Below are 12,192 nucleotides of genomic sequence, written 5' to 3'. Positions count from 1 at the left end.
AATCAAACAGAGAAAAAACAAGGAGAGGACTATGATTCATTATAAAACAAATCCTCAGCTGGATTTTGCAGCAGTACTAGATCTCTATGCTTCGGTTAATTGGAGCAATTATACTAATCGTCCTCAGCAGTTAGAGCAGGCTTTCCATCAGTCCTTGTTTGTGATGGCGGCCTATGATGATGAAGAGTTGGTTGGTTTGATCCGAGTGGTCAGAGATGGGCTTACCATTGTCTTTATTCAGGATTTACTGGTGTATCCACTCTACCAGCGTCAGGGGATTGGCCGAAGCCTTCTTCAGCAGACGTTGGAAAGATTTAAGGATGTTTACCAAATCCAGCTGGCAACGGAGCAGTCAGATAAAAATCTAACTTTTTATCAAGAGCTCGGCTTTCGCCGACAGGAAGATTTCGACTGTACTGGCATGATTTATGCACCCAATAAAAAGTAAAATTCTATAGGAGTTTGTTAATAAGCTCCTTTTGTTATGTTTACAAGAGGAAAAGGAATAGAACCAGACCGATGAAAATATTTATCGGTCTTTTTTGTTTTTCCTTGACAGTTAAATTGTCAGAATTTATAATAAAAGAAGAAAGGTGATAACAGTGTTATCGAATTGAAACTATGAAAAAAGAAACAGATGAGTTAAACGAAAAAATCTTGGAAAGCGCGAGGAGTGAGTTCTTAGCTTATGGCTATCAGAATGCTTCACTGCGGAGAATTTGTCGCGCGGCTGGCTTGACGACTGGGGCTCTTTATAAGCGCTATGAGGGTAAGGACAGTCTCTTTAGTGCTCTGCTTGAGCCTACTCTGACAGCCTTAGACCAGTATGGACAAGAGCAGAAGCGACGTGACTATGCTTTCCTAGAAGAGGGACACCTGTCTGATATGTGGGCCCATCGCTTGGAGGATCTCCAGTCCCTGATGGGGATTCTCTATGAGCATAAGGATATTATGCAGCTCTTGCTCTTTAAATCTCAGGGTTCTTCGCAAGCGGACTTCAGGATGCGTCTGCCTCATTTGGCAGCAGACGAGACTTATCGCTATTTGGAGCTGGCTTACAAAGAGGGGAAGATCAATCATCTGGTCAAACACGAGTTTCTGCGATCGTGCATGACAGCTTATTACACAGCTGTATTTGAGCCCTTGGCTCAAGACTGGCCCCAAGAGCAGGCGCTGGAATTTTGTCATTCCATCATGGACTTGTTTGACTGGGGAGGTTGGCTCGGTTTTTGATAGAAAGAAGGAAATTCTATGAAGAAAAAATCTGTTCTTGCTTGGATCTGGGACTTTGTTTCCCTTCATAAGATATATTTTGTGCTCAGTCTGATCTTTGCCTTTGCTTCTGTGATTTCAGGATTTCTGCCTTATTTCTTTATTGGCGGGATGATTAATCAGCTCTTGGCGGGCAATAAAAACTGGGATTTTTACCTGCAGCAGTCAGCTTGGGCAGGTCTGGCCTGGATTGGCTACTGGGGATTCCATGGTATTTCCACCATGCTGTCGCATACGGCTACTTTTAAGATTTTAGCGGAAATGCGGCGCCGCCTGACAGACAAGCTAGCTAGGCTGCCTCTAGGTACAGTGCTTAGTCAGTCATCAGGCAGTTATAAAAACATTATCGTTGAGCGGGTGGATGCGACCGAAACGACCTTGGCTCACCTGATTCCAGAGTTTACCGCTGGGATTTTTGGTCCGATTATTGTTCTCATTGCCATGCTAGTCATTGATTGGCGGCTGACCTTGCTGTCTCTCCTGACTATTCCCATCGTTGTGCTGGCCTATGTTCGGATGGCTGTCAATAGCGAAGCAGACTATCAAAATACTCTGGTCAAGACCAAAAAACTCAATGATACAGCGGTGGAATACATCAATGGGATTGAAGTCATCAAGGTTTTTGGCAAGGAAAAATTTTCTTACGATAAGTTTGTCACGGCTGCTAGAGAAGGAGCAGACTGCTTTATTGAGTGGATGCGCAAGTTCAATCTGGAGATGGGCATTGTGACTGCTTTTCTGCCATCAGGCTTGCTCTTTCTGCTGCCGGCTGGCTGTTATTTCTATCTGCAAGGTAGCTTGACTGCGGGCAATTTCATTCTGATGATTATTCTTTCGCTCAGTCTTCTGACTCCTCTGATTTTAGTGGCTAGCTATATGGACGATTTACGGAAAATCGGGACTATTTTTGGCCAAGTCATTGATATTTTGGAAAAGCCTGATTTGAAAAGGCCTCAGGAGCTGCGAGAACTTCCAAAAGGAAGGGATCTGGTCATGACAGATGTCAGCTTTGGCTATACAGATGAAGAGGAAGTACTCCATGGTATTTCGCTAGATATTAAGGCTGGCAGTATAAATGCTTTAGTCGGTCCATCAGGCTCAGGTAAGTCTACAATTGCTAAGCTTCTGGCTTCTTTCTGGGATGTCAGTTCTGGTCAGATTACCTATGGTGGCTTGGATATTCGCCAGCTTCCGCTAGATTATTACAGTCGGCAGATTGCTTACGTGACCCAGGATAACTATCTCTTTGATGAGACTATTATGGAAAATATCCGGATGGGAAATCCAGCAGCTTCTGATGAAGAGGTCATCGAAATTGCCCGTCGCTGCGGCTGTTATGACTTTATCATGAACTTAGAAGACGGCTTTGAAACTCAAGTAGGCTCTGGCGGCGGTCATCTATCTGGTGGGGAGCGTCAGCGGATTGCTATCGCCCGTGCCATGCTCAAGGATGCGCCGATTCTTATCTTGGATGAAGCGACTGCTTATACAGATCCGGAAAATGAAGCACGGATTCAGTCCAGTCTAGCTCGTCTGATTGAAGGACGGACCTTGATTGTCATTGCCCACAGGCTGTCTACGATTATGAGTGCAGACCAAATAGTCCTGGTCAAGGATGGTCGGATTGAAGCTAGAGGACGACATGAAGAATTGCTGGCAACCAGTCCGCTTTATGCTTCTATGTGGCAGGCCCATATTGCTACTAGGGATAATAGTGAGATGGAAGGAGGGCTGATTCATGCTTAATATACTGAAGAAATTCTTTGATTTCTGTACGGCAGAGGACCGTAGGAAATTTTATCAATCCATTTATCTGGGCATCATCAAGTCTTTTATCATCGCTCTGCGTATTCCAGCAATCGGCCTAGTCGTTATGGGACTGATTGAGAAGAATCTCTCTATGCAGACCTTCTGGCTGGCTCTGGCTATCATGCTGGTATCCACTGTGCTAAACGTCTGGATTACCCTGAAAATCACCATGCTGCAGACGGAAGCGGGCTATCATACCTGTGCTCAGAAGCGGATTGAAATTGCCGAACACATGCGCTATCTGCCCATGGGTTACTTTAATCAAAATAGCTTAGGCAAGATTACCAGTGTTACGACCAATACGCTGGAAGGACTGTCTGATGTAGCTACGCGAGTGGTTATGATGACTGTGCAGGGCTTTCTGACGACTGGTCTCATCACCGTTTTAGTCTTTCTCTATGACTGGCGGGTTGGTCTGGTTCTCTTGGTGGAGCTCGTCCTCTTTCTCCTGCCAAATACCCTCATGCGTTGGCAAGTTGGCAAGGTTTCTGATGAAAAGTATCAGGCGGATATGGACCTAGTAGCCGTTGTTTTAGAGTACAGCCAAGGTATCGCAGAGGTTAAAAACTACAATCTAGTTAACCGCTCTGCTAAAAAGTTGTCTAAGGCTATTGACCGCAAGAGTCAGCTAGATACCAAAATGACACTCGTGACCTCACCTTACATTGCCCTCCAAGGCATAGTGACCAAGCTGACCGGTCTCTTTATGGGGCTCTTCTCTATCTATTTTTATCTCAATGGCAGTATGGAGCTACTGGTAACCATTATGATGATTGTTAGTGGTTTTATGATTTATGAAAATCTAGACGGAGTTGGCTCTTTCTCTTCTCTCCTGCGCATTGTTGATCTGTCGGTTGATATGGTCAATCAAGTCTTAGCCATCCAGCCGATGGATATCAGAGGTCGGGATATTGAACCCAAGAGCAGTCGTATTGAGCTGAGAGATGTTAGTTTCTCTTATGGAAATAAGAAAATTATTGACCGGGTTTCACTCACCATTCCAGAAAAAACAACAACTGCCCTGGTCGGACCTTCTGGCTCTGGCAAAACAACGCTCTGCAACCTCATCGCCCGCTTCTGGGATGTGGACCAGGGAAATATCAGTCTGGACGGACACGATGTTAGAGATTACAGCTATGACAGCCTGATTCGTAATTTCAGCTTTGTCTTCCAAAGCGTCTATCTCTTTGAGGATACCATTGCAAATAACATCCGTTTTGGCAAGCCGGAGGCCAGTCAGGAAGAAGTGATAGAGGCTGCCAAGAAAGCTGCCTGTCATGACTTTATCCTGTCGCTGCCTGATGGTTATGAGACCAAGATTGGTGAAGGAGGAGCTAGCCTTTCTGGTGGTGAGCGCCAGCGCATTTCCATTGCGCGAGCTATTATCAAGGATGCGCCTATTATCATTCTTGATGAAGCAACAGCCAATGTTGACCCAGAAAACGAAGAAGCACTCATGCAGGCTATTCAGGCTTTGACTCGCGATAAGACCATTATCATGATTGCCCACCGGCTCAAGACGGTTGAGCATGCAGATCAGATTTTTGTGCTGGATCAAGGCCGCATTGTTGAGCAAGGCAAACACCAAGACTTACTGGCCAAACAAGGCATCTATAGTAAGTTTATCCAAGAAAGAAAAACAGCCGCCAGCTGGCGGATTGAGCTGGCGGATTCATAAACTGAAACAGCAGGCCAACGGCTTGCTGTTTTTCATCTGAGAAAAGAATGGTATAATAAAACTATCTTTGCTAATCAAAATAAGAGGGAGTCTCATGTTTAAATCGAAAAAGTGGCTTTTTATTCTTTTTATTGTTATTGCCCTTCCGATTCTTATTATAAATCTACCATTTTTGACTAAGCCTCAATATAGTAACGATGGTAAGTTTATTCTTGAGCTTCAAGATTCTATTAAAAAAAAGATAATTGAAAACTTGGATTTCGAAAAAAAACACATAAAATCTGTGACACTTTTGCCAGGTTCTGCTAGGGGAGAGTATGACAATGGCGGTGACGTGAGTGGGAATTATCATATCTATTTTTCAGCCTATGTCAATGATAATAAAGAACAATCATTAAGAACTGAATTGTCTTTTCCAGATGCTGGCATTGCACCCTTTACTTTTATCCATCCTAACCCTTATAAAGACAAAAGTCAGGATATGAGTACCTGGTATATGGGCGAAATTGAAATATCGGAAGACTCTTCTTGGGATTGGAAGCGAGAGCAGGATGAGGCAAAGGAAGCCTTGTATAATTTTTCGAATGCTCTTGCTGATTCAGGAGAGAATATCGTGTATCGAGTTCAAAAAGAAAGGGCGACTCGTTTCTTTAATGAATGGCTGCAAGTACATCAGGAAAATTTCAAATCAGCGATTCAATCAGAACTGTATAGGGAACTTCCAGAACTCGAACAATCATTGGGAAAGATTCAAAGTATTCGTCTGAGTGAACATCAGTCCTATTTTCCATCTTCTTCTAGAGAACTTAGTTTCGATATATCCTTTGAAAAATATCCTGAAGAAGTTGCAACCATAAAAGGAGTGGTTCGTTCTCAGAGTGAACAATCTATCTTTCAAGATTCTTCAGCGTCCGCATCTATAAGTTTTGACAATGGACGTTTTGTCATTGATTCTGAGAATGATTCAAAGCTATATTCCATTTTTAGTAAGAGTAGACTAGGAAGCAGTGCAGGGGACATATCTTATTACCTCCCAGAGGATCATGGACATAGCATTTTAATTCCGTGAAAATCGAGCAAGCCGTTTGGCTTGCTGTTTTTCATTTATTGGCAGGAATGGTATAATAGTTGATAGTCGTGAGAAGTAGATTAATGAATTTGGGAGAATGATGAAAAAGAGAGTTAGAAATAATAAATGATAGCGATATAATCTATCAACTTGGAAAAGAAAAGGAATAAAATTTTTAATTTTAAATGAAGAGGTACCCCATGAACGAAATCAAATGTCCCAACTGCGGGGAGGTTTTTACTGTCAATGAGAGCCAGTACAGTGAGCTTTTGTCGCAGGTTCGGACAGCAGAGTTTGACAAGGAGATTCATGCTCGGATTGAGCAGGAACTGGCTTTAGCAGAGCAAAAATCCCAGAATGCCCAACAAGCTCTCCTATCGCAGAAAGAACAGGAAATTAGCAATCTTCAAAGTCAAATTGCTCAGTTTGAGACCCAGCAGGAGTTGGCTAAGAAAGAGGCAGAGCAAGCAGCTAGTCTTCAATTGCAGGAGAAGGAAAAGGAAGTTCAGCAATTGGAAAGTCAGTTGACTACTCTGCGCTTGGAGCATGAAAATCAACTGCAAAAGACCTTATCTGCGCTGGAAAAAGAGCGAGACGAGGTTAGGAATCAGCTAGTTTTGCAAGAAAAGGAAGCAGCGCTGGCTCAGACCTCGCTTAAAGAGCGCTATGAGGTAGAGCTGCGGCAGAAAGATGAGACAATAGAGTTCTACAAGGATTTTAAAGCCAAGCAGTCCACTAAGATGATTGGTGAGAGTTTGGAACAGCACTGCGAGTACGAGTTTAACAAGAACCGTATGGGGATGTTCCCACGAGCTGAGTTTGGCAAGGACAATGATGCCAGAACCGGCAGCAAGGGTGACTACATTTACCGTGAAGTGGATGAAAATGGTGTAGAAATCCTCTCCATCATGTTTGAGATGAAAAATGAAGGCGATGAGACGGCGACCAAGAAGAAAAACGAGCATTTCTTCAAAGAGTTGGATAAGGATCGGCGGGAGAAAGGCTGTGAGTATGCTATTCTGGTGACACTTCTTGAGGCTGACAGCGAGCTCTACAATTCGGGTATTGTCGATGTGTCCTATGCCTATGAGAAGATGTATGTTATCCGACCACAGTTCTTCCTCCCCATGATTACACTCTTGCGTAATGCTGCGCTCAACTCGCTTCAGTACAAGCAGGAACTGGCCTTGGTGCGGGAGCAGAACATTGATATTACGCATTTTGAGGAAGATTTGGATGCCTTTAAAGTAGCTTTCGCTAAGAACTATCAGTCTGCTTCGACCAATTTTGGCAAGGCCATCGAAGAGATTGACAAAGCTATCCGTAGGATGGAAGAAATCAAGAAATTCCTGACAACTTCTGAAAACCAGCTGCGCTTAGCAAACAACAAACTGGACGACGTCTCTGTCAAAAAACTGACACGCAAAAATCCTACCATGAAAGCTAAGTTTGAAGCTTTGAAAGAGTGAGAAAAATGGACTTAACAACCCGTTGGATACAATCAACCAAATTTGCTGAGATTGATCGAATTATAGAAAGACTGCCACAAGAAGGGAAGGAAACTTTTTATCAGCAATGGCAGGCTGCTTCTTCAGAATTACGTAAAGAAATTTGGATTGAACGAGGCAAACAAGTACTGTTAGCTAATGTAGTTTATTTTTTACTACTTTGCTATTTAGTCTTTTTTCAAGGGATGTCCTTATCTGTTAAGGATTTACCTTATCTTGGACTAGGTTTGTTAGTTTTTTCAGTGATTGGATTTATGGACGATGAAGAGGCGACTGACTTGGTTATTAAGAAAAAACGTCAGATAGCAGTAACTATTTATAAGCAGTATTTTGAAAGAAAAATAGAAAAATGATAGATCAATTGACTGTTCAAGAATATCAGAAAGAAGACGCAGAAGTTCTGCCGCCCCTGTATAAAGCATTGGGCTATTCAGCAGAAAAAGATGAATTGCAAAGTAGACTCAGGTATATTCTTGCTAATCCAGCTTACGGTTGTTTAGTTGCTGAGAAAGAATCTCAGATTCTTGACTTTATCGGCTATGTTAAGCTTTACTTTTTCGAGTCCACAGCTTTCTACTATCGGATTTTAGCTCTGGCAGTCAGTCGAAATGCTAGGCGGCAAGGAATTGCGACAGCTCTGATGGACAAGGTCAAGAAGATAGCTAGTCAAGACGGTGCCAAAGCTATAGCCTTAAAAAACGGAGATAATGATCAACGGTTGGTTGCGCATGCTTTTTACCAAAATTATGTCTTTCGTCAGACTAGCCTAGCTTTTGCGAGGAACGTAGAGGAGGATGAGCATGGGAAAGAAAAAAGCTAAGACTAGACCGGAAATACCGAAGAAGCCCGACCTCAGCCCTGCTATGCAGGCCCTTTTAGAAGAGGCTTATACCCTGTTTAAGTGCGAATTGCACTTTCCTCTGACCCTTTGTACCTGCCCTGTCTGCCTCTCCGAGGAGAATCTCAGAGCTTTGCAAACCACACCTGTCAGGGAACTGAGTGAGGCGTTAATCTATGAATACCTCAATGCGGTGGTTTCTAAGAGTGATGACGACTACCAAATCAGGCATTTTCTGCCTCGGATTTTAGAGATGATTGCTCACTACATTGAAATCAGAGTCGATGATTCTCTTAATCTGGATCGGTGTCACTTTGAAAGTGACAGTTGGAAGCCACAGGAGTTAAATTTTATGCGGCGCTTCTCACATCAGTTTATCTTTGATACGATTAATTTTAGACCCAATCAAGCTGATGGTGTGGCGGTTTATTTGGTTATGTTTGATCTGGCTGGCCTCGAAACCAGCCATCTGCTAGATAGGAGTCTTTGGCTGGAGGAAGCTGATCCCATCAAGGCACTACTAGCTCTGGAGGAGATTTACTACTATTACACCAAGGATTATGCCCACTTTGACTATATTTTTTCGGACAATCCTGCCTTTAACCAGCAGATGACAGATTGGCTGAACAGTCGAGAACTGGCTCAAGGTTTTTTTCCAATATTGGAAAATGTTCTCCTATCGGAGGAGGAAATGGCGTCTACTGAGAACTACCGCCTTGAACAGCTTTATCAGATTTTTGAAAGTCGGGTAGAAGTGTGACTGTTTCGTTATGTCTTTCTAGTCAATCATTAGCATTCATATAAACTGATGGAATTTTGGAAAAAATCAAGAACAAAAAGTGACTGCTGATTCAGTCTCAGACCTGTCAAGAATATGATGCAAGAGCAGACAAAAATTTCTTATCCGACCTTGCTTGTCAAGGCAGAGATGGGTGATGGACTAGGACTTGAAAGCGATTTTGAATTAAATCGATAGTTTCGAACAGCTACTTAATCGTCCTGCTAGAATGTGGCCGAGGCACTGACCTTAAACAGTTGGCTTGCGGATGCTATACGGGGAACCTATCAGTTTTACGAAAATCATGGCTTTGAAAAACTAACAACCGCTTTTTGATTATTCTTTTAAGTACGCTTTTGAGAGGATTCTGAATATGGTCTATCGTGCAAAAAATCATGTCCTGCATTTTAACGATAAGAGCATGGACTATGTGATCTTTGGAAAAGGAAAGAAGCCTCTGCTTATCATTCCAGGTCTAGGAGATGGTTTGGCGACTGTCAAGGGAATGGCGCAAATGCTTGCCCTATCTTATTGGAGCTTCGCAACAGCTTACCGAGTGTATGTTTTTAGCAGAATCAATGAGTTGCCAGAAAATTATACAACACGAGATATGGCGACCGATATAGCTGAAGCAATGGATGTTTTAGGTTTGAAAACGGTAGCTGTCCTAGGAATTTCCCAAGGCGGTATGCTTGCCCAATGGTTGGCAGCAGATTTCCCAGAAAGAGTTGAAAAATTGATTTTGACAGTTACTACTGCGAAACTGAATAATCTTGGTAAGGAGAGGATTGCTTGCTGGCTTGAGTTGAGTCAGACTGGAGCTTATAAAGAATTAATGTTGGATATTGCAAGTCACTCTTATACGCCAAAATCTTTTGGAAAGTTTAAATACCTTTATCGAATAATGGGAATCTTTGGTCGCATTAAAGATAAACAGCGGATTGCTATTCAGGCCATATCTTGCTTAAGACATGATAGTTTAGCAGTTCTGGAAAAGATCAACTGTCCTACGCTAATCATCGGAGCAAAAGAAGATGAAGTTCTAGGTGTAGAAGCTTCGCTCGAATTGCACCATCACATCAAAGATAGCCAGCTCACTATTTTGCCAGACTGTGGCCACGCACTCTATGAAAAGCATAAGGATTTCCAAAAGAGAGTTTTACTATTTTTAGAAAGTTAATCAATGAACGGAATTATCAACCTAAGAAAAGAAGCGGGCATGACCTCGCATGATGCAGTATTTAAGCTGCGCAAAATTTTAAAAACCAAGAAAATCGGTCATGGGGGAACCTTGGATCCAGATGTAGTAGGGGTGCTTCCGATTGCTGTGGGCAAGGCGACGCGCTTGGTCGAGTTTATGCAGGAGGAAGGCAAAATCTACGAGGGAGAGATTACCCTGGGCTGCTCAACAACGACAGAGGATGCCAGTGGAGACCTCCTAGAGCGGACACCGGTGACAGAGCTTTTAGAAGAAGCTCTCATTGATGAAGCGATGGAGTCCATGACCGGTGAGATTCGCCAGATTCCACCCATGTATTCAGCAGTCAAGGTCAATGGCCGCAAGCTTTATGAGTATGCAAGAGCGGGTCAAGAAGTGGAGCGGCCAGAGCGGCAGGTGACCATCTATAGTTTCGAGCGCACCAGTCCGATTTCCTATGAAGATGAGCAAGCCCGCTTTCGTTTTCGAGTCAAGTGCAGCAAGGGGACCTATGTCCGAACTCTGTCTGTTGATTTGGGAGCCAAGCTTGGCTTTGCCAGTCACATGTCCCAGCTGACACGGACTTCCTCAGCAGGTATGAGCTTAGATGATGCCTTGACCCTAGATGAAATAGCAGAGCGAGTAGCAGTAGATGATTTCTCCTTCCTCCAATCACTCGAATTAGGAATCGGAGATTTACTGAGAGTTGAGCTCTCTGACGAGCAAGTTGAGGATGTGAAAAACGGTCGTTTTATCAGCTTGATGTCAGAAGAAGCTGAGTTAGCTGGCTTTTATAAGGAGAAGTTAGTAGCCATTTTGGAAAAGCGGGAAGCCGCCTACAAGCCCCGCAAAGTCTTCCTTTAATATCCGCAGTAGAATTGTCAAAAGATTGTTACTCTTTTGTAATATGAAATGTGCGCTTGCATGTTATAATAATCTCATTAAACCTCACAAAAGGACAGCAACTGCACAACTGCTGTCCTTTTGTTTTGCATTTTTTCTGATTTTGACAAACGTCCTGACTAGAGTAGTAAAATTTTTTTGAATGTTTTGCAGTTTCGTGCGGAACGGATATTGTAAAAATAGCAAATGCGTAGTAAAATAGAGGAATGATGATAACCAAGAGAATTATAGATGAAAAAGGGATTGATCAGACAGAAGATACGGTCCTTGTTCTAGGCTATTTCGATGGGCTGCATAAGGGCCATCAGGCACTCTTTGAGAAAGCGAGAGAGATTGCTGCGGAGCAAGGTCTCAAGATTGCCGTGATGACCTTCCCAGAGTCTCCTAAACTGGCCTTTGTCCGCTATCAGCCTGAACTCATGCTGCATCTGGCTAGTCCTGAAGACCGGATGGCGCAGCTGGAAAGTCTGGGTGTTGACTATCTTTACCTGATTGATTTTACTAGCCATTTTGCGGGCAATACAGCCCGGGACTTTTTTGAGAAATATGTATCTCGTTTGCGTGCCAAGGCTGTGGTAGCTGGCTTTGACTATCATTTTGGCTCAGACCGCAAAGAGTCACATGAGCTGAGAGATTATTTTAATGGTAAGATTGTTATCGTTCCTTCGGTTAATCTGGATAATTGGAAAATTTCTTCCACTCGGATTCGGGAGACGATTGCTGTCGGAGATATGCTGAAAACACAAGAGCTGCTGGGCTATCCTCTGTCTACTCGCGGTATTGTGGTTCATGGAAATGCCAGAGGACGGACGATTGGTTATCCAACAGCCAATCTAGCTCCCTTGGATCGAGTTCTGCTTCCAGGAGATGGCGTTTATGTCGCGGATGTTGAGCACAATGGTCAGCGCTATCGTGGTATGGCTAGTGTTGGGAAAAATGTAACTTTTGACGGTGATGAACTCCGTTTTGAGGTCAATATCTTTGATTTTTCTCAGGATATCTATGGCGATACCATTCGGATTTACTGGCTGGATAAGATTCGCGAGATGGTTAAGTTTGATGGTATTGACAGCTTGATTGCTCAACTGCAGAGTGATGAACGGATCGCTAGAAGTTGGACTGGTTATCGAAATAGTTGA

12 protein-coding genes are annotated in these 12,192 nt (G+C 43.2%); all 12 read left to right on the top strand.

Going from position 1 to position 12,192, the window contains the following annotated elements; all coding sequences use genetic code 11:
• Positions 1 to 31: 31 nt before the first annotated feature.
• The 12 genes from FKX92_RS04620 (at position 32) to FKX92_RS04565 (ending at position 12,192) form a co-directional block, all read left to right on the top strand.
• The gene (locus FKX92_RS04620) at positions 32 to 448 is read left to right on the top strand and encodes a GNAT family N-acetyltransferase (protein WP_149565666.1); all 417 of its coding nucleotides are present in this window, start codon (positions 32 to 34) and stop codon (positions 446 to 448) included.
• Positions 449 to 621: 173 nt separating this feature from the next.
• A complete protein-coding gene (locus tag FKX92_RS04615; RefSeq protein ID WP_149565665.1) occupies positions 622 to 1,233 on the top strand; it encodes a TetR/AcrR family transcriptional regulator in 612 nt (203 codons plus the stop codon).
• An 18-nt stretch (positions 1,234 to 1,251) separates the two neighbouring features.
• Complete coding sequence (locus FKX92_RS04610) at positions 1,252 to 3,018, top strand: ABC transporter ATP-binding protein (RefSeq protein WP_149565664.1); 1,767 nt, start codon at positions 1,252 to 1,254, stop codon at positions 3,016 to 3,018.
• Positions 3,011 to 4,759, top strand: a complete 1,749-nt coding sequence (locus FKX92_RS04605; RefSeq protein ID WP_149565663.1) for an ABC transporter ATP-binding protein — start codon at positions 3,011 to 3,013, stop codon at positions 4,757 to 4,759. Before FKX92_RS04610 ends, FKX92_RS04605 begins: the two co-directional genes overlap by 8 nt.
• 94 nt (positions 4,760 to 4,853) lie before the next feature.
• Positions 4,854 to 5,828, top strand: a complete 975-nt coding sequence (locus FKX92_RS04600; RefSeq protein WP_149565662.1) for a hypothetical protein — start codon at positions 4,854 to 4,856, stop codon at positions 5,826 to 5,828.
• Positions 5,829 to 6,028: 200 nt separating this feature from the next.
• On the top strand, positions 6,029 to 7,297 hold the full coding sequence (locus FKX92_RS04595; RefSeq protein WP_149565661.1) for a DUF2130 domain-containing protein: 1,269 nt from the start codon (positions 6,029 to 6,031) through the stop codon (positions 7,295 to 7,297).
• Positions 7,298 to 7,302: 5 nt separating this feature from the next.
• The gene (locus FKX92_RS04590) at positions 7,303 to 7,689 is read left to right on the top strand and encodes a hypothetical protein (RefSeq protein WP_002909978.1); all 387 of its coding nucleotides are present in this window, start codon (positions 7,303 to 7,305) and stop codon (positions 7,687 to 7,689) included.
• On the top strand, positions 7,686 to 8,156 hold the full coding sequence (locus FKX92_RS04585; RefSeq protein ID WP_149565660.1) for a GNAT family N-acetyltransferase: 471 nt from the start codon (positions 7,686 to 7,688) through the stop codon (positions 8,154 to 8,156). Before FKX92_RS04590 ends, FKX92_RS04585 begins: the two co-directional genes overlap by 4 nt.
• Positions 8,137 to 8,934, top strand: coding sequence for a hypothetical protein (locus tag FKX92_RS04580; RefSeq protein ID WP_149565659.1), 798 nt, complete (start codon positions 8,137 to 8,139; stop codon positions 8,932 to 8,934). The genes FKX92_RS04585 and FKX92_RS04580 overlap by 20 nt, the downstream gene beginning before the upstream one ends.
• A gap of 391 nt (positions 8,935 to 9,325) precedes the next feature.
• Positions 9,326 to 10,132: an alpha/beta fold hydrolase gene (locus tag FKX92_RS04575; RefSeq protein WP_149565658.1), complete on the top strand. Its 807-nt coding sequence runs from the start codon at positions 9,326 to 9,328 to the stop codon at positions 10,130 to 10,132.
• A 3-nt stretch (positions 10,133 to 10,135) separates the two neighbouring features.
• Entirely contained in the window at positions 10,136 to 11,014 is an 879-nt protein-coding gene (truB, locus tag FKX92_RS04570; RefSeq protein ID WP_149565657.1) for a tRNA pseudouridine(55) synthase TruB, read from the top strand.
• Positions 11,015 to 11,262: 248 nt separating this feature from the next.
• Positions 11,263 to 12,192, top strand: coding sequence for a bifunctional riboflavin kinase/FAD synthetase (locus FKX92_RS04565; protein WP_316250835.1), 930 nt, complete (start codon positions 11,263 to 11,265; stop codon positions 12,190 to 12,192).

This window comes from Streptococcus sanguinis, assembly GCF_008329445.1.
GTDB classification, from domain to species: domain Bacteria; phylum Bacillota; class Bacilli; order Lactobacillales; family Streptococcaceae; genus Streptococcus; species Streptococcus sanguinis_O.
This window is presented reverse-complemented; position numbering and strand designations above follow the sequence as displayed.